Below are 26,330 nucleotides of genomic sequence, written 5' to 3' on the forward strand. Positions count from 1 at the left end.
TCAACGGCTGCGCGTGATGCTCAGGCCTTTAAGCAGGCTCAACGCCTGGGCCAACTGGTAATCATCGTCCTGCGGCATCGGCTTGGCTTTGGCGACGCTGCCGGATGGCTGGTCGGCGCCGCCGTTGCCATTGCCCAGGTGACCTTGCAGGTCGGCCTCTTTGTAGTACTCGCTGTCGATCTCGTTGGTGATCTTGGCCTTGCGCACTTCGATGTCCGGGACGATACCCTGGGCCTGAATCGAGCGTCCGTTCGGCGTGTAGTACAGCGCGGTGGTGATTTTCAACGCACGTTCGTTGTTCAGCGGCAGCACGGTTTGTACCGAGCCTTTGCCGAAGCTGGTGGTGCCCATCAGCACGCCACGCTTCTGGTCTTGCAGGGCGCCGGCGACGATTTCCGACGCCGAGGCGCTGCCGCCGTTGATCAGCACGGCCAGCGGCACGTTCTCGCTGAGGTCGTTGCCGGTCGCCGAGAAGCGCAGCTCGGAGTTGGCGATACGGCCCTTGGTGTAGACGATCAAGCCCTTGGTGATGAAGTGGTCGACCACTTCCACCGCCGATTGCAGCACGCCGCCGGGGTTGTTACGCAGGTCGAGCACGATACCGTTGAGTTTCTTGCCGTTGTCCTTGCGCAACTTGGCCAGGGCCTTGGCGACTTCGTCACCGGTCTTGACCTGGAACTGGGTGATGCGGATGTAACCGTAGCCCGACTCCAGCAGCTGGCTCTTCACGCTCTTGACCATGATGGTCGCGCGGGTCAGCGTGACGTCAAACGGGTTGCCGCCGTCGCGCACCAGGGTCAGGGTGATCTTCTGGCCGATCTTGCCGCGCATCTTGTCGACCGCTTCGGTCATGGTCTGGCCGCGGGTCGGCTGGCCGTTGATCTTGACGATAAAGTCACCGGCCTGGATGCCGGCCTTCGACGCCGGGGTGTCATCGATCGGCGAGACCACTTTGATATTGCCGTCTTCGGCACCGACTTCAATGCCCAGGCCGCCGAATTCACCGCTGGTGCTTTCCTGCAGCTCGGCAAAGTCTTCCGGGCCCAGGTAGGCGGAGTGCGGGTCAAGGTTGCTGAGCATGCCCTTGATGGCATTTTCCAGCAGAGTCTTGTCGTCTACAGGGTCGACATAGGCTGCCTTGATCCGGTCCATGACCTCGGCGAAGGTGCGCAGCTCGTCCAGCGGCAATGGCGCCTTGGTGGTCGCGGCGGGTGCCACCGGGGCGGCCTGGTCGGCGAAAGCCAGAGGCGCGCCGATCACCAGGGCGATCGTCAGGGCCAGCGAAGTGAGGCGGGACAAATGCAGCATGTCGAACGAACTCCTAATGTAGATGCGCCCCTATCCTTGGGAGCGGCACCATTGTGCGGGATCGCTCGGGCGACCCTGCTGACGAATAGCGAAGTACAGCGCCGGGGTGTCCTGGCCACCACTGTTACCGACAGTGGAGATGGAATCACCGGCTTTTACAACATCACCTGCCGACTTGAGTAATGTCTGATTGTGGCCGTAAAGGCTCAAATAGCCATTGCCGTGGTCAAGAATCACCAACAAACCGGCGCCCCGCAGCCAATCGGCAAATACCACGCGCCCACCGTGAATGGCATGCACCTGGCTGCCGGCGGAGGCGCTGATCATTACCCCATCCCACTTGGCACGGGTGTCATCGCCACGGGTTTCACCAAAGCGCGCCAGTAGTCGACCATTAACTGGCCATGGAAGTTTGCCGCGGGCTGAAGCAAAAGGGCCGCCGAAGGATTCGCCGGCGTTTGAAACCAGCGGGCCAGGGGCTGAATGCGCCGGTTTACGCGGCGCCGGCGCGTCCGTGGCAGCAGCCTGCTCGGCCTCACGCTGGCGCTTTTTTTCCGCTTCCTGCTGGGCGATCAGCGCTTTTTGCCGCGCCTCCTCTGCCTCGCGTGCCTGGCGCGCCAGGGTTTCTTCGATGGTCTTGAGTACTTTGGCCAGGTCGGCCTGGTCCTGTTCGCGAGCTTGCAGCTTGGCGTCGCGGGCCTTCACGTCATCATTGAGCTTGGCCAGGGCCAGCTGGCGTTCTTTGCGCACCTTATCGAGTTCGTCGCGCTGGGCGTCGAGGGCGCTTTTCTGGTCTTGCAACTGCGACTGCTGGTTGGCGATTTCCTGCTCCACATTGACCAACTGGCGCAGGGTCTCGTTGAAGCCTTTGAGTTGTTCCAGGCGGGCCTTGCTCAGGTAGTCGTAGTAGGTCAGGGTGCGTGCGAATTTTTCCGGGTTCTGCTGGTTGAGCAGCAGCTTGAGGTACTCCTGGCGGCCGCTCTGGTAGGCGGCACGGGCCTGGATCGCGATCAGGCGTTGCTGTTCAACGCGTGCGCTCTGGAGTTTTTTTCTCAGCGTCGAGTCGCTCCAGTTCCGACTCGCTCTTCTTTAGTTCTTTTTGCAGCTCCTGGACCTGCTTCTCCAGCTTGCCCATTTCGGTTTCCGTACCGCGCAGGTCTTTCTGCACTCCGGATTTTTCTTCCTGGAGCTTGCCGAGCAGTTTCTTCAGTTCGGCAATGTCCTGACGCGTAGCGTCCAACTGTTGTTGGGTTTGTGCGCGCTCATCGGCAAATGCCGGTTGGAGCAGGCAGACAAGAGCAAGGGTAATCAAGGCGCGAAGCATAGAGGCGGGCGACACCAGGGAAAGGGACGGCCTAGTATGCCCGGCCCAGGCAGCAAAAAAAACGCCCAATGCGGGCTGGCGGTCAAGATATCTTCCAAGCGGCACAAAACCAATGTGGGAGCGGGCTTGCTCGCGAATTCGTTGGGTCAGTCGCTGAAGGTGTCGACTGAACTACCGCATTCGCGAGCAAGCCCGCTCCCACACTGGTGTTTGGGTGAAGCTGAGAATCAGACCAGGATCGAGGTGCCAGTCATCTCTTTTGGCTTCTCCAGCCCCATCAACATCAGCATGGTCGGCGCCACATCTGCCAGCACGCCGCCTTTACGCACCTTGAAATCGCGCTTGCCGACATAGATGAACGGTACCGGCTCGGTCGTGTGGGCGGTATGGGCCTGCCCTGTGGATTCGTCGGACATCTGCTCGCAGTTGCCGTGGTCGGCGGTGATCAGTGCTTCGCCACCGACTTTTTCCAGGGCGTCGACAATGCGGCCGACACACAGGTCCAGGCATTCCACGGCTTTGGTCGCGGCTTCGAGGTTGCCGCTGTGGCCCACCATGTCGCCGTTGGCGTAGTTGACCACGATCACGTCGTAACGCTGGTGGTCGATGGCGTCGACGATCTTGTCGGTCACTTCCGGCGCGCTCATTTCCGGTTGCAGGTCATAGGTGGCGACTTTCGGCGACGGAATCAGGATGCGCTCTTCGCCTGGGAACGGTTCTTCGCGCCCGCCGGAGAAGAAGAAGGTTACGTGGGCGTATTTCTCGGTTTCGGCAATGCGCAACTGGGTCTTGCCGTTTTTTGCCAGGTAATCGCCCAGCACGTTGTCCAGGCTGCCCGGTGCAAATGCGGCCGGGGCGGGGATGCTGGCGGCGTACTGGGTCAGGCCTACGTACTGGACTTTTGGCTGGCGTGCGCGTTCGAACTCCTTGAAACCGTCCTCGACGAACACGCGGCTCAGCTCGCGGGCGCGGTCGGCGCGGAAGTTCATGAACACCACGGCGTCGCCGTCTTCGACTTTTACCGGCTCGCCGAGGGTCGTGGCCTTGACGAACTCATCGCTCTCGCCACGGGCATAGGCGGCTTCCAGGCCTGCCTGGGCGGTGGCGGCGTTGAATTCGGCCTGGCCGTCGACGATCAGGTTGTAGGCCTGGGATACGCGGTCCCAGCGGTTGTCGCGGTCCATGGCGAAGTAACGGCCGATCAGGCTGGCGATGCGGCCCTTGCCCAGGGCGGCGAAGGTGGCGTCCAGCAGTTCGATGGACGACTGCGCGCTTTTTGGCGGGGTGTCGCGGCCATCGAGGAAGGCGTGCAGGTAAATCTTGTCGGCACCGCGCTTGACGGCCAGTTCGGCCATGGCGACCAGGTGGTCCTGGTGGCTGTGCACGCCGCCGTCCGACAGCAGGCCCATGATGTGCACGGCCTTGCCGGCGGCCACTGCTTTATCGACCGCGGCGCAGAGGGTCGGGTTCTCGAAGAACTCGCCGTCGCGGATCGCTTTGGTCACGCGGGTGAAGTCCTGATAGACCACTCGTCCGGCGCCCAGGTTCATGTGGCCCACTTCCGAGTTGCCCATCTGGCCATCCGGCAGGCCCACGTCCATGCCCGAACCGGAGATCAGACCATTGGGAACAGTGGCGGTCAGGCGGTCCAGCACAGGCTTGTTGGCCGCGTAGACCGCGTTGTCGTGGTGGCTTTCACTGTGTCCGAAGCCATCGAGAATTATCAGGACCAAAGGTTTAGGCGTGGTAGTCATAGATCCTCTCGCGGCGGTAATAAAGGAAGGCAATTGAAAAGGGAGTGGCAGTTTAAAGCGAAGTTCCGACCACGTCACCGCTTTACGGGGGTTGGCCCCCCCTGGCGGCTGTGTATACTTACCGCCATTTTAACGCCCTGGAACCTCCTTGATGGTTGATCACCTGATTGCATTTGCCACTGCCCACTATCTGCTCGTGGGTGCCTTCGTCATCCTGCTGGCGCTGCTGATCGCTCACGAAATGAGCCGTGGTGGCCGCAGCCTGAGCACATCGGAGCTGACCGCGCTGGTCAACAAGGATGAAGCCATTGTCGTGGATATTCGCCCGGCCAAGGACTTCGCCGCCGGCCATATCGTCGGTGCGCTGAACATTCCGCAGGACAAACTGATCGCACGCCTGGCCGAGCTGGAAAAGCACAAGGCCAAGACCATCATCCTGGTCGACGCCCAGGGCCAGCACGCCGGCACCCACGCTCGCGAAATGCTCAAGACCGGTTTCACCGCCGCCAAGCTGTCCGGTGGCATCAGCAGCTGGCGCGCCGATAACCTGCCGCTGGTGAAGTGATATGACCCAGGTTGTCGTGTATTCCAGCGATTGGTGCCCTTACTGCATGCGGGCCAAGGCCCTGCTTGAGAAAAAGGGCGTTGCCTTCGAAGAAATCAAGGTCGACGGCAAACCCCAGGTGCGCGCCGAAATGGCCCAGAAGGCGGGGCGTACGTCCGTGCCGCAGATCTGGATCGGCAGCCAGCATATCGGTGGTTGCGACGACCTGTTCGCCCTGGAGCGCGCCGGTAAACTCGACGCGCTGCTGCTCGTCTGACGCCTAAACCCTTAAAGACCCCAAGATAGAGAAGGATCTGCGATGACTGATCAACAGAACACCGAAGCAGCGCAAGACCAAGGCCCACAGTTCTCGCTGCAACGTATCTACGTGCGTGACCTGTCGTTCGAAGCGCCGAAAAGCCCGGCCATCTTCCGTCAGGAGTGGACCCCAAGCGTTGCGCTGGACCTGAACACCCGGCAGAAAGCCTTGGAAGGTGACTTCCACGAAGTCGTGCTGACCCTGTCGGTTACCGTCAAGAATGGCGAAGAAGTGGCCTTCATCGCTGAAGTGCAACAGGCCGGTATCTTCCTGATCCAGGGCCTGGACGAAGCGTCCATGAGCCACACCCTGGGGGCGTTCTGCCCGAACATCCTGTTCCCGTATGCCCGCGAGACCCTGGACAGCCTGGTCACCCGCGGTTCGTTCCCTGCGCTGATGCTGGCACCGGTGAACTTCGATGCCCTGTACGCTCAAGAGCTGCAGCGCATGCAACAGGAAGGCGCGCCGACGGTTCAGTAAGCCGCCGATGAAAAAAAGCGCCGTAACAGGCGCTTTTTTATTGGGCGCGAACCTGTGCAGGCGCGAGCTTGCTCGCGAAGAAGGTCAACGATGATGCGGGCATTCTGGATGCCTGCGGTGCTCTTGGGTTTTTCGCGAGCAAGCTCGCTCCTACAGAGGGGCGGTGGTGTTATTTGAAACCGAGTTGGCGCCAGCCTTCGTAGACAGCAACAGCCACGGTGTTCGACAGGTTCAGGCTGCGGCAACCCTCACGCATCGGCAAGCGCAGGCGATGCCCGTCGGGCAGGGCGTCCAGCACCTCGGCCGGCAGGCCACGGCTTTCCGGGCCGAACAGGAAGGCGTCGCCTTCGGCAAAACTGGCATCATGGAACGGCCGCGAACCCTTGGTGGTGAAGGCGAACAGGCGTGGGTGGCCCAGGCTTTCCAGGCAACTGGCCAGGTCGGCATGGCGCTTGAGGGTCGCGTACTCGTGGTAGTCCAGCCCGGCGCGGCGCAGGCGCTTATCGTCCATGTCGAAGCCCAGGGGCTCGATCAAATGCAGGTGGCAGCCACTGTTGGCGCACAGCCTGATAACGTTGCCGGTATTCGGCGGAATTTCTGGTTGAAAAAGGATGACGTGAAACATGCACGGCTCCGAAGGTAAAGATGCGCTGCATTCTACCCCCGAAGAGGACCCAAGGCCGAAGCTAATGCCGAGGGTCATGGGTTCGTTGGCGATTTTCGGGCTGATGGTGGGCCTGATGATCGGCCGCCTGACTATTCCGGACCCGGTGGAGTTGCAACAGGTAGAGACCACGGCGGACGGCGTGACGGTGTGGTTCAACCGCGAGCCCAAGCTGCACGCTGAGCACATTGATGGCACTGTGGCTATATTGTTCGACGCCCAGGGCAAGGCCGCCAGTGGGCAGCTCAAGGTCAACGACAAAGACGTGAATTGGCGCATCCGCAAGGCCGATGCCGGGTTGCTGCTGAACCTGGTGGCGGCTCGGCCGTTGCGTGGGGAGTGGAAAGGTGAGGCGGTCGACGACCGCTGGCGGCTGGAGATCCATCTCCAAGAGCAATAAAAGAGGGAGTTCCCGGCCTGCCTGTACCAGGGCTCCCAAAACGGGGTGAAGCCTTGCAGGGCTTCGGTGTTAAAGAGGGAATTCCCGGCCTGCCTGTACCGAGGTTCCCCAAAGCGGTGTGGAGCGCGACGCTGTTTGCGTCAAGCACCCCGGGTGTAAAGAGGGGGATTCTCGGCCTGCCTGTACCAAGGTCCCCGAAACTGGGTAGTACTGGGGGTATTGCAGGGCGCGTGCCAGAGTTGTTGGGTGGTACCAAAAAAATCCTGCAGAAAGCGCAAAGCCCCGGAATACGGGGCTTTGTTGTTTTTGATATTTATTTTTTGAACAGTTCGCTTGTTTCAGCGTTGAAATCTGTGCGCGATGCTAGTTCATGATGCATTGAAGCAGTGCACGGCCCACACGCTATGTAGATATCCAAATGTGGGTCTGAGATTCAGCCGTCATCGCCCTCATCATCGTCACCACCATCGACCTTCATCCCCAGCTCCTTGATCTTGCGGGTCAAGGTATTACGCCCCCAACCCAGCAACACCGCGGCATCGCGGCGGCGGCCGGCGGTGTGTTTCAAGGCGGTTTCGATCATGATCCGCTCGAATGCCGGCACGGCACTGTCCAGCAGGTTCGACTGGCCGCGAGCCAGCGCCTGGTCGGCCCATTGGCGCAGCGCCTGTTCCCAGTTGGTCACCGGTGCCGAATCCTGCGGCAGGCTCAGCAGCTCCGGGGGCAGGTCGCTGATGTGCACTTCGCGCCCGGACGCCATTACGGTGATCCAGCGGCAGGTATTCTCCAGCTGGCGCACGTTGCCTGGCCACGGCAGGTTCTTGAGGTACTCCTCGGTCTCGCTTTTGAGCAGCTTCGGCTCCACGGCCAGCTCCTGGGCGGCGCGGCTGAGGAAGTGGCGGGCGAGGGTGGGGATGTCTTCGCGGCGGTCCGACATGCGCGGGATGTGGATGCGGATCACGTTGAGACGGTGGAATAAGTCTTCACGGAACTTGCCGGCGTGTACCAGGGTTTCCAGGTTCTGGTGCGTGGCGGCAATGATGCGCACGTCGACTTTGACCGGCGTGTGCCCGCCGACGCGATAGAACTCGCCGTCGGCCAATACCCGCAGCAGGCGGGTCTGGGTATCGGCCGGCATATCGCCGATTTCATCGAGGAACAGCGTGCCGCCGTCGGCCTGTTCAAAGCGCCCGCGGCGCAGGTTGGCCGCGCCGGTGAACGCGCCTTTTTCGTGGCCGAACAGCTCGGACTCCATCAGATCCTTGGGGATAGCCGCCATGTTCAGCGCGATAAACGGTGAGGCCGCCCGTGGGCTGTGACGGTGCAGGGCGTGGGCCACCAGTTCTTTGCCGGTACCCGATTCGCCGTTGATCAGCACAGTGATGTTGGAATGGCTCAAGCGCCCGATGGCGCGGAACACTTCCTGCATCGCCGGCGCTTCGCCGATGATTTCCGGGGTGCGGGTCAGTGTCGGTGGGGCTTCCTGGTTCTGCTGTTCCTGGGCGTGCTGGTTGGCACGCTTGACCAGCGCCACGGCCTCGTCCACGTCGAATGGCTTGGGCAGGTATTCAAACGCGCCGCCCTGGTAGGACGCGACAGCGCTGTCCAGGTCCGAGTGTGCGGTCATGATGATCACCGGCAGGCGCGGGTGCTGCTCGCGGATCCGTGCCAGCAGGTCCAGGCCACTGGCGCCGGGCATGCGGATGTCGGAGATGATCACGTCGGGCTGCTGGCGAGCCAGGCGGCTCATTACACCGTCGGCGCTGTCGAAGCTCTGGGTGGTCATGCCTTCCTGTTGCAAGGCTTTCTCGAGGACCCAGCGGATAGAACGGTCGTCATCGACGATCCAGACAGTTTCACTACGGCTCATGTCGATGGGGCTCCTTGTTCCAGAGGCAGAAAGATCGAGAACGTGGTGTGGCCGGGATGGCTCTCACATTCGATCAGACCCTGGTGCTGACTGATGATGTTCTGGGTAATGGACAGGCCCAGCCCGGTACCGTCGGGGCGGCCGCTGACCATGGGAAAGAAGATGGTTTCCTGGAGATCCGCGGGAATGCCCGGGCCGTTGTCGATGATCTCGACCTTGGTCACCAGGCGATGGCGCACATGCCCAATGGTGAACTGGCGCAGGGCGCGGGTGCGCAGGGTGATACGGCCCAGGCGCAGTTCGTTCTGGCTACTGATGGCCTGCATGGCGTTGCGCACGATATTGAGCACGGCCTGGATCATCTGCTCGCGGTCGATCAAGACGTCGGGAATGCTCGGGTCATAGTCGCGCACCAGGGTGATGCACCCCTGGCTTTCGGCCTCGACCAGGTGGCTGACGCGTTCGAGCACTTCGTGCACGTTGGTCATCGCCAGCGACGGCAGCTTGTTCGAGCCGAGCATGCGGTCCACCAGGTTACGCAGGCGGTCGGCTTCTTCGATGATGACGTTGGTGTAGTCCTTGAGGTGCTCATCCGGCAGCTCGCGGGCCAGTAACTGCGCCGCGCCGCGAATCCCGCCCAACGGGTTCTTGATTTCGTGGGCCAGGCCGCGCACCAGCATCTTGCTGGTCTCCTGCTTGGACAACTGCGCTTCCTCCTTGGTGATGCGCAGCAGGCGGTCGCGGGGGTGGACTTCGAGCAGCAACAGGGTGGCGCCGTTGCTCAGGATCGGGGTCACCGCGTAGTCGACGGTCAATGTCTGGCCAGTCAGGGCGGTGAGCATCGCTTCGCGTTTGGTGAACGGGTGTGCCTGCTCCACCGCCTGGCGCAACGAGCTCAAGGCTTCGGCAGATTCGGTGAACAATTCGCTGATGAACTGCCCATGGCTGCGCTGGCCGCTGATGGCCAGCAGCATCTCCGCCGCCGGATTCATGTACTCAAGGCGCAGGTCGTCATTGAGCAGGATGGTCGCGGTGGTCAGGTTGTCGAGTAGCAAACGGTGCAGTGCATCGCTGATGGTCATCAGGACCTCTTTTGGAGCAAGGCGCGGGCTTGAGGCTCACGCTGATACAAGGAAAATGCAAAAACCAAACCAAGGCTCCGAAAAGAAGCGTTAAGGCCCTGAAATAGGGGGCCGAGGCGCGAAACTGTGGCGTTCTGCCAGCTTTTTCGGGAAGTTTCGAACCAAAATGGTGTGAGTCATTGGGAGGGGTGCAGCCTGTCGCACCAATATAGTGCCGTTTTGTTGCGCTTGTTCAGGAAGTCTTGAGTTCGCACAAATCAATTGGGGAAGGAGCAAGCCCCCTTCCACAATTTTTAATCAGAGTGCAGCCTTTAACCTTTGTAGATACACAGCTCGGCCGTGGCGCGGATCATCGCCAGTTGCCGCAGCGGGTCGTTCAGGGGCTCATGCACCGCTTCGGCCAGCCATTGAGGGCACTGCGGGTCGGTGCGTTGTGGAGTGAAGTCCGCCAGTTGCTGCAGCAAGCGTTTTTGCAATTGATCGAGCTGCGGACGAATCTGCTTTGCCAGATCCGGGCGCGGGTCGTCGGGTGCCTTGCCCTGCAACTGCCAGTCGGACAGGTGGGTGTACTGCACCAGCTTGTTGGCCTCGATCTGTGCCGCAAAAAACTGCTCGGCAGCGGCGGGGTCCAGCTTATAGCTCGGCGCCTGGGCGACGACGCTGGCAATCACCTCCTGTTCGCGTTTTTTGTCCTCCACGGCCTTGTGGCTGTCCCATTTGCTCAAGGCAACCTGGTTGGCGATGTCCAGCCGTTCAGCGATGCTATGGAGCAGCGGTTCGAGGGTGGGCGGCGCGGCGAATGCATGAGTGCTGGCCAATAGCAGTGTGAGCGCGAGTCGAAGCTTCAAAATACTACCTCCTGATGTGTGGACAAAAAAAAGACCTCCCGAAGGAGGCCTTTTTCATCACGCTACGTCAAGCAGCGCTACCGGATCAGCAGCTGTAGTACAGCTCGTATTCCAGTGGGTGTACGAAGGTGCGAACCTTGATTTCTTCTTCGCTTTTCAGCTCGATGTAGGCATCGATGAAGTCGTCGCTGAATACGCCGCCTTTGGTCAGGAACGCGCGGCCCTTGTCCAGTTCTTCCAGGGCTTCTTTCAGGCTGCCGCACACTTGTGGGATCTCTTTGGCCTCTTCAGGCGGCAGGTCGTACAAGTTTTTGTCGGCGGCATCGCCAGGGTGGATCTTGTTCTGGATACCGTCCAGGCCGGCCATGACCAGGGCAGCGAAGGCCAGGTATGGGTTGGCTGCTGGATCCGGGAAGCGCGCTTCGATACGGCGGGCGCGTGGGCTGGACACGTAAGGAATGCGGATCGACGCGGAACGGTTACGAGCCGAGTAGGCCAGCATCACCGGTGCTTCGAAGCCTGGGACCAGACGCTTGTAGGAGTTGGTCGACGGGTTGGTGAAGCCGTTCAGGGCCTTACCGTGCTTGATGATACCGCCGATGAAGTACAGGGCAGTGTCGGACAGGCCGGCATAACCTTCGCCGGCGAAGGTGTTCTTGCCTTCTTTAGCGATGGACAGGTGAACGTGCATACCCGAGCCGTTATCGCCGTACAGCGGCTTAGGCATGAAGGTAGCGGTACGGCCGTAGGCATCAGCCACGTTGTGTACGCAGTACTTCAGGGTTTGTACTTCGTCAGCCTTGGCGACCAGGGTGTTGAACTTCACGCCGATTTCGTTCTGGCCGGCAGTCGCCACTTCGTGGTGGTGAACTTCGATGACCAGGCCCATCTCTTCCATGGCGTTGCACATGGAGGTACGGATTTCGTGGTCGTGGTCGAACGGCGGAACTGGGAAGTAGCCACCTTTGACGCCTGGACGGTGGCCTTTGTTGCCGCCTTCCACGTCCTGGTCGGACATCCACGAACCTTGTTCGGAGAAGATTTTGAACATGGAACCGGAGATGTCGGACTTGAACTTGACCGAATCAAAGATGAAGAATTCTGGCTCCGGGCCTACGAATACGGTGTCGCCGATACCGGTGGACTTCAGGTATTCCTCGGCACGCTTGGCGATCGCACGTGGGTCGCGGTCGTAGCCTTGCATGGTCGAAGGCTCGATCACGTCGCAGACGATGATCAGGGTTGGGTCTTCGGTGAACGGGTCGAGGACGGCAGTGCTGTCGTCCGGCATCAGGATCATGTCGGAGGCTTCGATGCCTTTCCAGCCAGCGATGGAGGAGCCGTCGAACATTTTGCCTTCTTCGAAGAAAGCATCATCCAGCGCGTCGCGAGCCGGCATGGTCACGTGGTGCTGAGTGCCTTTGGTGTCCGTGAAGCGCAGATCAATCCATTTAACGTCATGATCTTTGATGAGTTGAACCGACTTCGACATAGTGTCCTCCGGGTGGCTTCGGGCTGGGTAGTGGAGTTAGCCCTTAGAATGTGGGTGATGCCGGCGCGGATAGTCCGCCATGGCAACCTGCCTCACAAGAGAGCAAATTGCATGCCAGTGCGCCAACATGGGTTTTTTGCTCCAAAAGCGCCCCTATAAAGGTGCATTACGACAAAAGCCTTAAATTCGCGCACTGCAAAGTGGCGCGCTCAATCGAAAATGCACTGATTTAGTGCGGCGTAAGTGCTGTGCATATTAACTGGTTAAACCTTGAGCGATTTCCGCTATAATCCGCGCCCCCCTTTTTCGGCAGGCCCTGCGCGCGCTGTTTCCATGAAATTAATCGTTAAAGTCTTCCCCGAGATCACCATCAAGAGCCGACCGGTACGGATGCGTTTCATCCGTCAGTTGGCCAAGAACATCCGTACCGTGCTCCGTGACCTGGACCCGGCTGTGGTGGTGAACGGCGTGTGGGACAATCTCGAGCTGGAAACCCGCCTGACCGACGCCAAAGCCTTGAAGGACATGACCGAGCGCCTGAGCTGCATGCCGGGCATCGCGCATTTCCTGCAGGTCGACGAGTACCCGCTGGGCGACTTCGACGACATCACTGAAAAATGCAAACGGCACTTCGGCGACAGCCTTGAAGGCAAGATTTTTTCGGTGCGTTGCAAGCGTGCCGGCAAGCACCCGTTCAGCTCGATGGATGTCGAGAAATACGTCGGCAGCAAGCTGCGCCGTGAGTGCGGTGCCGCTGGAATTTCCCTGAAAGCGCCGCAAATTGAAGTGCGCATGGAAATACGCGACCAACGGTTGTTTGTGATCCACAGCCAGCACAACAGTATCGGCGGTTACCCGTTGGGCGCCCTGGAACAGACCCTGGTGCTGATGTCCGGCGGTTTCGATTCCACGGTGGCGGCCTACCAGATCATGCGCCGTGGCCTGATGAGCCACTTCTGCTTCTTTAACCTGGGCGGGCGTGCCCATGAATTGGGCGTGATGGAAGTCGCGCACTTTATCTGGAAGAAGTACGGCAGCTCCCAACGCGTGCTATTTGTAAGCGTGCCGTTCGAGGAAGTGCTGGGCGAAATTCTCGGTAAAGTCGATAACAGTCATATGGGCGTAGTATTGAAGCGTATGATGTTGCGCGCCGCCTCCCGAATCGCCGACCAGTTGCAGATCGACGCCCTGGTGACCGGTGAAGCGATTTCCCAGGTTTCCAGCCAGACGCTGCCGAACCTGTCGCTGATCGACTGCGTGACCGAAAAGCTGGTGTTGCGCCCGCTGATCGCCAGCCACAAGCAGGACATCATCGATCTGGCAGAAGAAATCGGTACCGCCGATTTTGCCAAGCATATGCCGGAATATTGCGGGGTCATCTCGGTGAACCCCAAGACCCACGCCAAGCGCAACCGCGTGGAGTACGAAGAACAACAGTTTGACATGGCGATTCTGGAGCGTGCGCTCGAGAACGCCAAGCTGGTCCCGATCGATCGAGTTATCGACGAGTTGGGCCAGGATGTGCAGATCGAAGAAGTCAGCGAAGCCCTGGCCGGCCAGATCGTCATCGACATCCGTCACCCGGATGCCGCTGAAGATGAGCCGCTGGAAATCGCCGGCATCGACGTACAAACGCTGCCGTTTTATGCATTGAACGCGCGTTTCAAGGAACTGGATAACAGCCGTCAGTACCTGCTGTATTGCGACAAAGGCGTGATGAGTCGCCTGCATGCCCACCATTTGCTCAGTGAGGGGCATGCCAATGTGCGCGTTTATCGACCGAGCTAAGAGCCCGGGGCTGTTTGCCTGTGGCCTGCGTCACCGGCCCCCCGACTCTGCCGTCAAGCTGTAACGGCAAGGCCTGACTCTACTGTTAATCGCTGCCACGACCTGTCAGCACACCGAATCCTCTGATCGAGATACACAAGTGATCGAAAATCTACGTAACATCGCCATCATTGCTCACGTTGACCATGGTAAAACCACCCTGGTAGACAAACTCCTGCGTCAATCCGGCACCCTGGAGCGCAACGAGCTCAACGACGAGCGCGTGATGGACTCCAACGACCAGGAAAAAGAGCGCGGTATTACCATCCTGGCAAAAAACACCGCTATCAACTGGAACGGCTACCACATCAACATCGTGGACACCCCGGGCCACGCCGACTTCGGCGGCGAAGTAGAGCGCGTAATGTCGATGGTTGACTCCGTGCTGCTGCTGGTTGACGCTCAAGACGGCCCTATGCCGCAAACCCGTTTCGTGACCAAGAAGGCCTTCGAAGCCGGCCTGCGTCCGATCGTGTGCATCAACAAGGTTGACCGTCCAGGCGCGCGTCCGGACTGGGTTCTGGACCAGATCTTCGATCTGTTCGACAACCTGGGTGCTACCGAAGAACAGCTGGACTTCAAAGTGGTCTACGCCTCGGCCCTGAACGGCATTGCCGGTCTGGATCACACCGAGATGGCTGAAGACATGACCCCGCTGTACCAGTCGATCGTCGACAACGTACCGGCTCCAAAAGTTGACCGTGACGGCCCGTTCCAGATGCAAATCTCGGCACTGGACTACAACAGCTTCCTGGGTGTTATCGGCGTTGGCCGTATCGCTCGTGGCAGCGTCAAGCCGAACACCCCGGTTGTGGCTATCGGCGCCGACGGCAAGAAGCGTAACGGTCGTATCCTGAAGCTGATGGGTCACCATGGCCTGCACCGTATCGACGTTGAAGAAGCGTTTGCCGGCGACATCGTGTGCGTCAGCGGCATGGACTCGCTGTTCATCTCCGACACCCTGTGCCAGCCGGACAACGTCGAGGCGATGAAGCCTCTGACCGTTGACGAGCCAACCGTTTCCATGACCTTCCAGGTAAACGACTCGCCGTTCTGCGGTAAGGAAGGCAAGTTCGTGACCTCCCGTAACATCAAGGAGCGTCTGGACAAAGAGCTGCTGTACAACGTTGCACTGCGCGTTGAAGAAGGCGACTCGGCTGACAAGTTCAAGGTTTCCGGCCGTGGTGAGCTGCACCTCTCGGTACTGATCGAAACCATGCGTCGCGAAGGCTTCGAAATGGGCGTTGGTCGTCCTGAAGTGATCATCCGTACGGTTGACGGCGTGAAGCAGGAACCGTTCGAAAACGTGACCATCGACACCCCGGAAGAATCCCAGGGCAAGGTCATGGAAGAGATGGGCCTGCGTAAGGGCGACCTGACCAATATGGTGCCGGATGGCAAAGGCCGTGTTCGTCTGGAATACAACATCCCTGCGCGTGGTCTGATCGGTTTCCGTAACCAGTTCCTGACCCTGACCAACGGTGCTGGCATCCTGACCTCGATCTTCGATCGCTACGACACCATGAAGTCCGGCGACATGTCCGGCCGTCAGAACGGTGTTCTGGTCTCGGTAGAAACCGGCAAGGCGCTGACCTACTCCCTGGAAACCCTCCAGGCGCGTGGCAAGCTGTTCGTTGAACACGGTCAAGAAATCTACAACGGCCAGATCGTTGGTCTGAACAGCCGTGACAACGACATGGGCGTCAACCCAACCAAAGGCAAGAAGCTCGACAACATGCGTGCTTCGGGTAAAGACGAAACCATCGCGCTGGTTCCACCTGTTCGCTTCACCCTGGAACAGGCCCTGGAATTCATCCAGGACGACGAGCTGTGCGAAGTCACGCCTAAGTCGATCCGCCTGCGTAAGAAGATCCTGGACGAAGGCGAGCGTACCCGCGCTGCCAAGAAAGCCAAGAACTGAGTTAACTCAGGCTGAATGAAAACGCCCCCGGTCGAAAGGCCGGGGGCGTTTTTTTATGTTTGCAGGTTTTGGGGTGACTGTTGATCGTTCCCACGCTCTGCGTGGGAATGCCTCTTGGGACGCTCTGCGTCCCGCTCTTGAAGGCGGACGCAGAGCCTCCAGGGCGGAACGTGGGAATGATCGGATCAGAACTTATCGAGCGTCTTGAACTTGGTCTCGCGCACCACTTCTTTGGGCTTGTACGCGCAATACCCCGGCCGCGGCCCGATCTTCGGGTGGTTGCGGCAGGTATCCGGACGCTTGTCATAAATAGTGCAGAAGCGCGTCTTACGATCCAGATACAGGCAATCGTTGTTGCTCATGCGCTGCAGGGTAAAAATCTCGGATTTGTTGTTGTAGCGCTCAACGATGCCTTCCTTCTGCAAACGCTTGGCGATGTTCTTCGGCGGGTCGCCGCGTTCGAACTCATCGACGATGCCAATGCGGATCAGGTCCTTGATCTTCACTTCGACCGGCAGCGTGCAGCAGCTGGACACGCAGCCGCCGCACATGTGGGCGGAATATTTCTGCCAGGTCTCGAGACGGTCGAGTTCCGCGGCGGCGATCAGTTGAGGCTTCATCAGGGTTCCAAGGTGGGGCGGTATCCGGGCGCGCGATCATACCGGGATTGGTGTTTTTTTGAACAGTATTTTGCGGGTTTCGGCCCGAAGGCTCTATTTATGCAAAAGCAGGCACGGCCAATGCATTAAAACCCTACAAAGGTAAATGCGTTAAAAAACTGCCGAACCAGAGCGTCTACCGTCTGTCAGACCGTCTAGGCTCTAGCAACTCCTTCTATCTCGCCCGAGGTCGCATTTGATGTCTCAGGAACCACTTGCACGAGAAGCAGAGGTAGCCGCATTCCGCGATGCCGTCTTGACCAAACTCACCTATGCGGTGGGCAAGGACCCGGATCACGCCTTCGACCATGACTGGTTCGAAGCCATTGCCCTGGCCGCGCGCGACCAGATGGTCGAACACTGGATGGACCATACCCGGCGGATTTACCGCAAAGGCCAGAAACGGGTGTATTACCTTTCTCTGGAATTCCTGATCGGCCGCTTGCTCTACGACAGCCTGAGCAACCTCGGGGTGCTGGAAGTCGCCCGCGAGGCACTGGCCGAACTGGGCGTCGACCTGGAGCGTATCCGTCTGCTGGAGCCCGATGCGGCGCTCGGCAACGGTGGCCTGGGCCGCCTGGCCGCATGCTTTATGGAAAGCATGTCGACCTTGGGCATTGCCGGCCACGGCTATGGCATCCGTTATGAACACGGTTTGTTCCGCCAGGCGATTGTCGATGGCTGGCAACAGGAGCAGACCGAACGCTGGCTGGATTTCGGCAACCCGTGGGAATTCGAGCGGGCCGAGGTGATTTACCCGATCGGCTTTGGTGGCAGCGTCGAAACCCTGCCTGACGCCGATGGCAAGCTGATCCAGGTGTGGACGCCCAGCGAGACCGTGCGTGCCGTCGCCTACGACACCCCGGTGGTCGGCTGGCGTGGTGCCAGCGTCAATACCCTGCGCCTGTGGCGTGCCCGTGCGGTGGAAGACCTGCACCTGGAGCGCTTCAATGCCGGTGACCACTTGGGTGCCGTCGCCGAAGTAGCGCGTGCCGAAAGCATCTCCCGCGTGCTGTACCCGGCCGACAGCACCGAAGCCGGGCAGGAACTGCGCCTGCGCCAGGAATACTTCTTCGTTTCGGCCTCGCTGCAAGACCTGCTGCGCCGCCACAAGAACATGCACGGCTCGGTTCTGAGCCTGGGCGAACACGCGGCCATCCAGCTCAATGACACCCACCCCTCCATTGCTGTGGCCGAGCTGATGCGCCAATTGGTGGACTTGCACGATATCGCCTGGGATGCGGCCTGGCAGGTCACCGTCGAGACGCTGTCCTACACCAACCACACCCTGCTGCCCGAGGCGTTGGAAACCTGGCCTGTGGGATTGATGGAGCGCATGCTGCCCCGACACATGCAGATCATCTACCTGATCAACGCCCAGCACATCGACTCGCTGCGGGCCAAGGGCATCCACGACTTTGACGTGCTGCGCGCCGTGTCGCTGATCGAGGAAGACAACGGCCGCCGCGTGCGCATGGGTAACCTGGCGTTCCTCGGCTCCCATAGCGTCAATGGCGTGTCCGGGCTGCACACCCAGTTGATGCGCAGTACGGTGTTCTCCGAGCTGCATAAGCTTTACCCGGAGCGTATCAACAACAAAACCAACGGCATCACCTTCCGCCGCTGGCTGTACCAGGCCAACCCCAAGCTCACGTCGATGCTGGTGGACGCCTTGGGCCCGGACATTCTCGACAACATGGAAACCCGCCTGGGCGAGTTGGAAACCTTCGCCGAGAAACAGGCTTTCCGCAAAGCTTTCGGCGAGCAGCGCCTGCACAGCAAGCGTGCGTTGGCCGAGATCATTCACGAGCGCCTGGGTATTTCGGTAAACCCGGCGGCGATGTTCGATGTGCAGGTCAAGCGGATCCACGAATACAAACGCCAACTGCTCAACCTGATGCACACCGTGGCGTTGTACCAGGCGATCCGTGCCGAGCCCGAGATCGACTGGGTGCCACGGGTGAAGATCTTCGCCGGCAAGGCGGCGGCCAGCTATCACCAGGCCAAGTTGATCATCAAGCTGACCAACGACATCGCCCGCACCGTCAACAACGACCCGACCGTGCGCGGCCTGCTCAAGGTGGTGTTCCTGCCCAACTACAACGTCAGCCTGGCGGAAAGCATCATCCCGGCGGCGGACTTGTCGGAACAGATCTCCACCGCCGGCTTTGAGGCGTCCGGTACCAGCAACATGAAGTTCGGCCTCAACGGCGCGCTGACCATCGGCACCATGGATGGCGCCAACGTCGAGATGCACGAGCGGGTGGGCGCCGATCACATGTTTATCTTCGGCCTCAGTGCCCAGCAGGTGGAAGCCCGCAAGCACGCCGGCGAGTTCAGTGCCGGGCCGGACATCGCCGCCTCCCATCGTCTCAACGATGTGCTGCAGGCGATTCGTGGCGGGGTGTTCTCGCCGGATGATCCGGGCCGTTACGTGGGCTTGATCGACGGGCTGATCGACTACGACCGCTTCCTGGTCTGCGCCGACTTCGACTCCTACTGGGACGCCCAGGCGCGGGTCGAAGCGCACTGGCATGACGCCAAGGCCTGGTGGCGTTCGGCAGTGCTCAATACCGCGCGGATGGGGTGGTTCTCGTCCGACCGCACGATCCGCGAATACGCCACCGATATCTGGAAAGCGCTGGACTAACCTCCTGTAGGAGCGAGCTTGCTCGCGAAGAGCGTCAACGATAACGCGTGCTTTCTGATTTAACGCGGTATCTTTGCGTTCTTCGCGAGCAAGAACTAGGCGTCCCCCTCGCTCCTACAGTCTCGGTTTGCTCAGGGATATCGACCATGCAATGGATTTTCATGCTGATTGGCCTGGTGCTCGGCTGGACGCTCGATGAGTCGTTCAGTGACGCGGGCATCGGTGCGCTGCTGGGGTTGGGCATTGGCCAGGCGATTCGCCTGTCGAAACTGGCGGCCCAGGCACAACAGCAAGCGCTTGAGCTGGAAACCACGCAGAAGGCACTGATCGCCCTGGGTGAACGCCTGCGGCAGTTGGAGGTACCCACGCCTTCGAGCAGCGTGGTTGCTGAAGCGCCTGTTGCTGAGCCCACACCTGTGGCCAAGGCGCCCGAGCTGGTCTGGGAGCTGCCGGCCGAATTGACGCCCGTCGCGATGGTCGCCGAACCGAGCCAACCGTTACCGGACGATGTCTGGACGCCAGCGCCTCGCCCTCCCGAAACACCTGCCGCTCCTCGTGAACCCAACCTGTTCGAACGCGCCATCCGTGGCGCGCGCAATTGGTTGTTTGGTGGCAACACCGTGCTGCGGGTGGGCGTGGTGCTGTTGTTCCTCGGCCTGGCGTTCCTGCTGCGCTACGCCACCGAAGGCATGGTGGTGCCGATCGAGCTGCGTTATGCCGGTGTGGCCGCAGCCGCCCTCGGCCTGCTGGGCCTGGGCTGGTGGCTGCGGCTGCGCAACAGCAACTATGGGTTGATGCTGCAAGGCACTGGGATCGCGGTGTTGTACCTGACGGTGTTTGCGGCGATGCGTTTGCACCCGCTGATCGATCCGGGGGCGGCCCTGGGCCTGCTGGTGGCGGTCACGGTGTTTTCGGCGATCCTGGCGATTAGCCAAGACGCATTGGGGCTGGCCTGCGCGGCGGCGCTCGGCGGCTTTGCGGCACCGATCCTTACATCCACCGGCGCCGGTAACCATGTGGCGCTGTTCAGTTACTTTGCCTTGCTCAACGCCGGCATCCTTGCCATCGCCTGGTTCAAGGCCTGGCGCCTGCTCAACCTGATCGGTTTTGTCGGCACGTTCGGCATCGGCTTCGCCTGGGGCCTGCGTTCCTACACGCCGGAGCTGTTATGGAGCACCGAGCCGTTCCTGATCCTGTTCTTCCTGATGTACCTGGCCATCGGCCTGTTGTTCGCCCGGCGCAAATTGCTGGAGATGGGCGACGCGCCCGAGGGCCGGGTTGCGTTGCTGCGCTGGTCGGCGGCCAAGGGCGATTATGTCGACGGCAGCATGTTGTTCGGCCCGCCGCTGGTGGGCTTCGGCTTGCAGTTCGCGCTGGTGCAGCACCTGGAATTCGCCGCTGCGTTCAGCGCACTGGGCCTGGGCATTCTCTATATGGGCCTGGCCCGGCTGCTGAGCGGCGGGCGTGCCGTGCTGCTGGCGGAAACCTGCCTGGCCCTGGGTGTGATCTTTGCCAGCCTGGCGATTCCACTGGGCCTCGATGCGCGCTGGACTGCGGCGGCGTGGGCGGTGGAGGGCGCGGGGATCTTCTGGCTCGGTTTGCGTCAGCAGCGACCGCTGGCGCGGGCCTTCGGTCTGCTGCTGCAACTGGGCTCGGCGCTGGCGTTCCTCAGCGAACTGCGCCTTGGCGAACACACTCTGCTGGATGGCGCGCCGCTGGGTGCGTTGCTGCTGGGCGCGGCATTGCTGTTCAGCTTCCAGCAGTTGCGCCAGGCGCCGAGCGAACAAGCGGCGCAGTGGGAGCGCCGTGGCCTGCCGCTGCTGGCGAGCCTGGGCCTGGGCTTTTTGCACCTGCTGGCGCCGTTACTGTTGCTGACCCAAGGCACCGCTGTCAGTTGGGCCATCGCCGGGTTGGTAACGCTGTTTGTCGGCCTGCGCATTGGGTCGCGCACCTTCCTGTTCACCGCGTTCGCCGTGCAGTTATTGGGTGGCGCGCTGTTCCTGCTGCGTTTGCAGGGCGGTGGGGGTGAGGCGGTATTCAATGCCGGTTGGAGCGGTTTGCTCACCGCCTCGCTGATCGGCCTGGCGTTGATCGGCGGCATGCTGCTGGCGGCGCGCGACGACATGGTGCGTGGCGACGTACGTCTGTTACGTGGCTTGTCGGTGGTGCTGCTGGCCGGGCTGGTGCTGATCAACCTCGCCGTGCTGTTCGTGCTGCCCTGGGAAAGCGCCAGTGGTGTGTGGGCGGCCAGTGGCTTGTTGATTATCTGGTTGAGCCTGTACCTGCAACAGCGCGTCAGCTTTGTGTTTGGCTTGCTGCTGCAACTGGTCGGCGGTGGTTCATTCCTGCTGGCGGTGCCGGACCTGCTCGGGCCCTTGACCCGCGAGGGTTTGAGCCCATTGGCCCACAGCGGTTTCTGGACGCCGATGGTGCTTGGCCTGGCTGCCATGGTGGGCGCCTGGCGCTTGCAGCGAGAGCCTCATGCGCGCGTATTTACGGTGCTGAAGCTGCAACGTCTGTCCGATCTCTTGCTGGTGTGGGGCGCGGCCTGGTGGACGATGGCGCTGAGCGGCGAAGTGCTGCGATTTGTTCCCGCTGAGCGGCAAGGCACCTGCCTGCTGGGCATTGCGGCGGTCAGCGTGGCGATCTGGGCGCTGCTGGCGACACGACTGCGCTGGGCGTCGCTGGGCATGCTATGCACTTTGTTGATGCCGGCGGCGGGCGTGGTGTTGCTGGCGTCGGCGCACACCTATTACCACCCGGCGGCGCAGCTCGGCTGGTTGGCCTGGCTGGCGGTGTTTGTGGTGCATTTCGTCTCGCTGCGACGTCTGGCAACAGTAGTGCCGGCCAAGGTGCTGAGCATTGCCCATGTGCTGGGCTGCTGGATGCTGATCGGCATGCTGGCGCTGGAGCTGCGTTACGGCCTGCTATTGCTGTCGAGCGAGTACAACGCCTGGCGCTGGTTGGGCTGGGCGATTCTGCCGAGCCTGTACCTGGTGCTGGCCGCCGCGCCGCGCACTTGGCCGTGGCCGGTGTCGGCGTACCCACGGGAGTATCGAGTCTGGGCGGCGCTGCCCTTGGCGGTGCTGATGCTCGGCTGGTTCTGGCTGGCGAACAGCTTCAGCGACGGCACGGCCGAGCCGCTGCCCTATGTGCCGCTGCTTAATCCGCTGGACCTGGGCCTGCTGTTTGCGTTGCTGGGCGTGTACGTGTGGTCGCGCAGCGTGGCGCCGCAACGTGGGCCGCGTGCGCAGTGGATCGCCCAGGGCGTGGCGGGTCTTTCGCTGTTTGCGTTCTTTACCGCGTTGGTGATGCGCACCGCGCATCATTGGGGCGGTGTGCCGTTTCATCTGGATGCGTTGCTTGAATCGATGCTGGTTCAGGCCGGCCTGTCGATTGCCTGGACCCTGATTGCCCTCGGCCTGATGATCGGCGGTCACCTGCGCCATCGTCGTGAAGTGTGGCTGATCGGTGCGGCGTTGATTGCGGTGGTGGTGGCCAAGCTGTTCTTTGTCGAGTTGAGCAACCGTGGCGGGCTGGCGCGGATCGTGTCGTTTATCGGTGTGGGCGGGTTGTTGCTGGTGGTGGGGTACTTCGCGCCGCTGCCACCCAAGCGCGCCGAACCGGTGTTGGAAACTGAAGGAGCATCCTCTTGATCGGTAAGCTGAGCGTGGTCGTGGCGGGCATGTGTGCGACGTTGTCGGCGTGGGCCCAGGAAGCCCCGGCGGATTTCGCCACCCAGGTGCCACTGAGCGTCAGCGGCGACGGCCCCTGGTATCGCCTGGAGTTGCCTCTGGCGGTGCAACTGAACGCACGCCAGGCCGACCTCGGTGACGTGCGTGTCTTCAATGCCGCGGGGGAGCCCCAGGCCTATGCGTTATCGCGTCAGGCGTCGCAACGCAGCGAAAGCCGCAACGTCACCGACGTGAAATGGTTCCCGCTGTATGCCGCCGATACCCGCCAGACCCTGCCCGGCGTGGTGATGAAAACCACCACCGAAGGCACCCTGGTGGAAATCAAACCGTCCGCCGCCGCCAAGCCCGGCCAGCAAGTGCTGCGGGGTTGGGTGCTGGATGCCAGCGCGATCAAGGCGCCGTTGCAGCAATTGAGCCTTGACTGGAGCCGCGAGCAGGAGGGCTTCCAGCGTTTCAGCATTGAAGCCAGCGATGACCTGCAGCATTGGGAATCCTGGGGTGACGGGCAAGTGGCGCGTTTGTCATTTGCCGACGAGCGGGTCGAGCAGCATGACGTCAGCCTGCCAGGGCAATCGGCGCGTTACCTGCGCCTGGTGTGGCAGGGCCAGGCGGCGCCGTTGCTGACCTCGGCCAAGCTGGCAAGCGCCACCCGCAGCAGCCTGCCGATGCCGTTGGTGTGGTCGCAGCCGTTGGCCGGTACTCGGGTCAAGGCCGGCGAATACAGCTGGCAGTTGCCCACGGGGTTGAGCGTTGAGCGTTTGCGCATCGAGTTGCGACAGCCCAATACGCTGGCGCCGGTGACCGTGTCCGGGCGTAGCGATAGCAAGCAAGCCTGGCAGTCATTGAGCAATGGCCTGTTGTACCGTCTGACCCAGAACGGCCAGGACGTGGTCCAGGATGAGTTGCCGTTGCCGGGCCAGGTCGTCCACCAATTGAACCTGCAGGTGGACGAGCGTGGCGGTGGCCTGGGCACTGAGGCGCCAGCGCTGCGTTTTGCGGTACGCGCCACCCAGTTGGTGTTCCTGGCTCGGGGGGAGCCGCCGTTTACCCTGGCGTTGGGGAATGCCTCGGTGAAGGCCGCGAACCTGCCACTGTCGACGCTGATCCCGGACTACAGCGCCGAGCGCCTCAAGGCGTTGGGGCAGGCCAAGGTCGCGGGGGACATCGTGGCCACGTCGCCTGTCGTCGTAGCGGCTGTCGATCACGGGCCGAACTGGAAAAAACTCGGGCTCTGGGCCGTATTGCTGTTGGGAGTGGTGGCGCTGGGGGCCATGGCCTACAGTTTGCTGCGCAAGCCACCGATGGCACGTTAAATAAAGTCCATGAACTCTATTGGGTTTAAATCCTCTGATAGGAGGAAATACGCCCCGACTCGCGTTAAACTGCGCGGGTTTTCAAGCCCCCCATTCTCCGGAGCCTTACATGTCCCGCGTTACTTTGAGTCGCTATTTGATTGAGCAGACCCGCAGCAACAACACGCCTGCCGATCTGCGCTTCCTTATCGAAGTGGTGGCGCGTGCCTGCAAGGAAATCAGCCACGCCGTGTCCAAAGGCGCACTGGGCGGTGTCCTGGGCAGCATGGGCACTGAAAACGTGCAGGGCGAAGTACAGAAGAAGCTCGACGTACTCTCCAACGAGATCCTGCTCGAAGCCAACGAATGGGGCGGTCACCTGGCCGGCATGGCGTCCGAAGAAATGGACAATGCCTACCAGATTCCGGGCAAATACCCGAAAGGCGCCTACCTGCTGGTGTTCGACCCACTGGACGGTTCGTCCAACATCGACATCAACGCCCCCGTCGGCACCATCTTCTCGGTACTGCGTTGCCCGAGCGAATACCTGAGCCAGAACGAAGCGCTGAACGAAAAGGCCTTCCTGCAGCCTGGCACCGAGCAGGTTGCCGCCGGCTACGCGATCTACGGCCCACAGACCATGCTCGTGCTGACCCTGGGCGATGGCGTCAAAGGCTTCACCCTGGACCGTGAAATGGGCAGCTTCGTGCTGACTCACGAAGACATCATCATTCCTGCGTCCACCCAGGAATTTGCGATCAACATGTCCAACCAGCGCCACTGGGAAGAACCGGTCAAGCGCTACGTCAACGAGTTGATGGAAGGCGAGGAAGGCCCGTTGAAGAAGAACTTCAACATGCGCTGGGTGGCTGCGATGGTGGCCGACGTGCACCGTATCCTGACCCGGGGTGGCTTGTTCATGTACCCGCGTGACAGCCGCGAGCCGTCCAAGCCAGGCAAACTGCGCCTGATGTACGAAGCCAACCCGATGTCCTTCCTGGTGGAACAAGCGGGCGGCGCGTCCACCGACGGCCACCAGCGCATCCTCGACATCCAGCCTGAAGGCTTGCACCAGCGGGTGGCGGTGTTCCTGGGTTCCAAGGAAGAAGTTGAGCGCGTGACGGCTTACCACAAGAAGTAACCCGCTGCGATAAGTGAACGGCGTCGTTGTGAGCCTGTTCACCCTTAAAGAAGCCCCGAAACGTTTCAGCGTTTTCGGGGCTTTTTTGTTTTCGTTGGTCGGGAACCAGACACCTCTTTTCCCTTCTAAGCTTCTGGCAGATACCCACGCTGCTTCGCCCCTCCAGGAGTTTATCCATGTCGTTACGCCGTCTTGCCCTGCTGACTTTCTGCGTGCTGTTGGCCGCTTGCAGCAAGGTCAATCAAGAGAATTACGCAAAGTTGTCGGCCGGGATGCCCAAGGCCGAGGTGGAGTCGCTGTTGGGTAAGCCGACTGACTGTTCCGGCGCACTGGGCATGTCCAGCTGCACCTGGGGCGATAAAACCAGCTTTATCAGCGTTCAATATGCCGGTGACAAAGTTCTGATGTTTTCCGGGCAAGGCCTGAAGTAAACCGGGGCGAGAGCCTGCGGGAGAAGAAGAATGATGCGTTTTGTTGTGTTCCTTTGCGCCAGCCTGTTTTTGGCGGGCTGCGCCAGCCATTCTGGCGATGATCTGCAACCCAAGACCGCTGGCAACGTCAACCTCAAGCGTTACCAGGGCACCTGGTATGAGTTGGCGCGATTGCCGATGTACTTCCAGCGTAACTGCGCGCAGTCCGAAGCGCGTTACACCTTGCTGCCCGATGGCGACATGTCGGTGTTCAACCGCTGCCTGACCACCGAGTGGACATGGGAAGAGGCCAAGGGCACGGCCACGCCGCAAGAGCCCGGCAAGACCGACAAGCTCTGGGTCGAATTCAATAACTGGTTTACCGCGCTGCTGCCGGGCGTCGCCAAGGGCGATTACTGGGTGTTGTACGTCAGCGACGACTACAAGACCGCCATCGTCGGCAGCCCCAGCCGTCGCTATATGTGGATCCTGTCGCGCACGCCGACGGTGAGTGCCGATACCCGCGAAGATCTGCTCAGCAGGGCGCGGCAGCAAGGGTACGACACGACGCGGTTGATCTTCCGTACGTCGGACAAGCAGATGGCCAAGACTTCGCAGTAATTGAGCAGCATCATCAAACAACTGTAGGA

General features: G+C 60.9%; 20 protein-coding genes and 1 pseudogene. 12 read left to right on the plus strand and 9 right to left on the minus strand.

Annotation, left to right across the window (positions count from 1 at the left end):
* The 3 genes and pseudogenes from AB4O05_RS06500 to gpmI form a co-directional block, all read right to left on the minus strand.
* The gene (locus tag AB4O05_RS06500) at window positions 1-1,308 is read right to left on the minus strand and encodes a S41 family peptidase (RefSeq protein WP_460132142.1); all 1,308 of its coding nucleotides are present in this window, start codon (window positions 1,306-1,308) and stop codon (window positions 1-3) included.
* Window positions 1,309-1,338: 30 nt separating this feature from the next.
* A pseudogene (locus AB4O05_RS06505) lies at window positions 1,339-2,632 on the minus strand (murein hydrolase activator EnvC family protein).
* Window positions 2,633-2,859: 227 nt separating this feature from the next.
* Window positions 2,860-4,386: a 2,3-bisphosphoglycerate-independent phosphoglycerate mutase gene (gene gpmI / locus AB4O05_RS06510; RefSeq protein ID WP_460132141.1), complete on the minus strand. Its 1,527-nt coding sequence runs from the start codon at window positions 4,384-4,386 to the stop codon at window positions 2,860-2,862.
* A gap of 151 nt (window positions 4,387-4,537) precedes the next feature.
* On the opposite strand from gpmI, the gene AB4O05_RS06515 reads away from it, so the two are divergent.
* From AB4O05_RS06515 to secB, 3 genes are read left to right on the plus strand one after another with little or no spacing between them, the layout of a single operon-like run.
* Entirely contained in the window at window positions 4,538-4,951 is a 414-nt protein-coding gene (locus tag AB4O05_RS06515) for a rhodanese-like domain-containing protein (protein WP_460132139.1), read from the plus strand.
* A 1-nt stretch (window position 4,952) separates the two neighbouring features.
* Complete coding sequence (gene grxC / locus AB4O05_RS06520; RefSeq protein ID WP_460132137.1) at window positions 4,953-5,207, plus strand: glutaredoxin 3; 255 nt, start codon at window positions 4,953-4,955, stop codon at window positions 5,205-5,207.
* Window positions 5,208-5,249: 42 nt separating this feature from the next.
* Window positions 5,250-5,729, plus strand: coding sequence for a protein-export chaperone SecB (secB, locus tag AB4O05_RS06525; RefSeq protein WP_005783933.1), 480 nt, complete (start codon window positions 5,250-5,252; stop codon window positions 5,727-5,729).
* Between the two features lie 169 nt (window positions 5,730-5,898).
* Here secB and AB4O05_RS06530 read toward each other — a convergent pair whose 3' ends face one another.
* Window positions 5,899-6,354: a tRNA (cytidine(34)-2'-O)-methyltransferase gene (locus tag AB4O05_RS06530; RefSeq protein ID WP_003171120.1), complete on the minus strand. Its 456-nt coding sequence runs from the start codon at window positions 6,352-6,354 to the stop codon at window positions 5,899-5,901.
* Here AB4O05_RS06530 and AB4O05_RS06535 point away from each other — a divergent pair.
* A complete protein-coding gene (locus AB4O05_RS06535) occupies window positions 6,353-6,793 on the plus strand; it encodes a hypothetical protein (RefSeq protein WP_460132135.1) in 441 nt (146 codons plus the stop codon). The two genes, AB4O05_RS06530 and AB4O05_RS06535, sit on opposite strands and share 2 nt — an antisense overlap.
* A gap of 433 nt (window positions 6,794-7,226) precedes the next feature.
* Here the strand turns inward: AB4O05_RS06535 and ntrC are convergent, their stop codons facing one another.
* From ntrC to glnA, 4 genes are all read right to left on the minus strand, one after another.
* The gene (gene ntrC / locus AB4O05_RS06540) at window positions 7,227-8,663 is read right to left on the minus strand and encodes a nitrogen regulation protein NR(I) (protein ID WP_460132133.1); all 1,437 of its coding nucleotides are present in this window, start codon (window positions 8,661-8,663) and stop codon (window positions 7,227-7,229) included.
* Window positions 8,660-9,745 carry a nitrogen regulation protein NR(II) gene (gene glnL, locus AB4O05_RS06545; RefSeq protein ID WP_460132131.1) on the minus strand — a complete coding sequence of 362 codons (1,086 nt, stop codon included), beginning with the start codon at window positions 9,743-9,745 and terminating at the stop codon, window positions 8,660-8,662. The genes ntrC and glnL overlap by 4 nt, the downstream gene beginning before the upstream one ends.
* Before the next feature lie 311 nt (window positions 9,746-10,056).
* Entirely contained in the window at window positions 10,057-10,593 is a 537-nt protein-coding gene (locus tag AB4O05_RS06550) for a chorismate mutase (protein WP_460132129.1), read from the minus strand.
* 85 nt (window positions 10,594-10,678) lie between these two features.
* Window positions 10,679-12,085, minus strand: coding sequence for a glutamate--ammonia ligase (gene glnA / locus AB4O05_RS06555; protein WP_017529544.1), 1,407 nt, complete (start codon window positions 12,083-12,085; stop codon window positions 10,679-10,681).
* A gap of 333 nt (window positions 12,086-12,418) precedes the next feature.
* Here glnA and thiI point away from each other — a divergent pair, with 333 nt between their 5' ends.
* Window positions 12,419-13,873 (plus strand): tRNA uracil 4-sulfurtransferase ThiI, encoded by a 1,455-nt coding sequence (gene thiI, locus AB4O05_RS06560; protein ID WP_460132128.1) that lies wholly within the window; start codon window positions 12,419-12,421, stop codon window positions 13,871-13,873.
* A gap of 139 nt (window positions 13,874-14,012) precedes the next feature.
* Window positions 14,013-15,833, plus strand: coding sequence for a translational GTPase TypA (typA, locus tag AB4O05_RS06565; RefSeq protein ID WP_460132126.1), 1,821 nt, complete (start codon window positions 14,013-14,015; stop codon window positions 15,831-15,833).
* A 185-nt stretch (window positions 15,834-16,018) separates the two neighbouring features.
* Here the strand turns inward: typA and AB4O05_RS06570 are convergent, their stop codons facing one another.
* On the minus strand, window positions 16,019-16,453 hold the full coding sequence (locus AB4O05_RS06570) for a YkgJ family cysteine cluster protein (RefSeq protein WP_024072902.1): 435 nt from the start codon (window positions 16,451-16,453) through the stop codon (window positions 16,019-16,021).
* A 238-nt stretch (window positions 16,454-16,691) separates the two neighbouring features.
* Here AB4O05_RS06570 and AB4O05_RS06575 point away from each other — a divergent pair, with 238 nt between their 5' ends.
* The 6 genes from AB4O05_RS06575 (at window position 16,692) to AB4O05_RS06600 (ending at window position 26,301) form a co-directional block, all read left to right on the plus strand.
* Window positions 16,692-19,142 (plus strand): glycogen/starch/alpha-glucan phosphorylase, encoded by a 2,451-nt coding sequence (locus tag AB4O05_RS06575; protein ID WP_460132124.1) that lies wholly within the window; start codon window positions 16,692-16,694, stop codon window positions 19,140-19,142.
* 146 nt (window positions 19,143-19,288) lie between these two features.
* Window positions 19,289-22,798 (plus strand): DUF2339 domain-containing protein, encoded by a 3,510-nt coding sequence (locus AB4O05_RS06580; protein WP_460132122.1) that lies wholly within the window; start codon window positions 19,289-19,291, stop codon window positions 22,796-22,798.
* On the plus strand, window positions 22,798-24,150 hold the full coding sequence (locus tag AB4O05_RS06585; RefSeq protein WP_460137655.1) for a DUF3999 domain-containing protein: 1,353 nt from the start codon (window positions 22,798-22,800) through the stop codon (window positions 24,148-24,150). Before AB4O05_RS06580 ends, AB4O05_RS06585 begins: the two co-directional genes overlap by 1 nt.
* Window positions 24,151-24,259: 109 nt before the next feature.
* Window positions 24,260-25,270, plus strand: a complete 1,011-nt coding sequence (locus tag AB4O05_RS06590; protein WP_460132120.1) for a class 1 fructose-bisphosphatase — start codon at window positions 24,260-24,262, stop codon at window positions 25,268-25,270.
* A 176-nt stretch (window positions 25,271-25,446) separates the two neighbouring features.
* Window positions 25,447-25,701: a hypothetical protein gene (locus AB4O05_RS06595; protein WP_003171143.1), complete on the plus strand. Its 255-nt coding sequence runs from the start codon at window positions 25,447-25,449 to the stop codon at window positions 25,699-25,701.
* A gap of 30 nt (window positions 25,702-25,731) precedes the next feature.
* The gene (locus tag AB4O05_RS06600) at window positions 25,732-26,301 is read left to right on the plus strand and encodes a lipocalin family protein (protein ID WP_460132118.1); all 570 of its coding nucleotides are present in this window, start codon (window positions 25,732-25,734) and stop codon (window positions 26,299-26,301) included.
* Window positions 26,302-26,330: the final 29 nt, after the last annotated feature.

This window comes from Pseudomonas sp. S1_G07 (genome assembly GCF_054668565.1).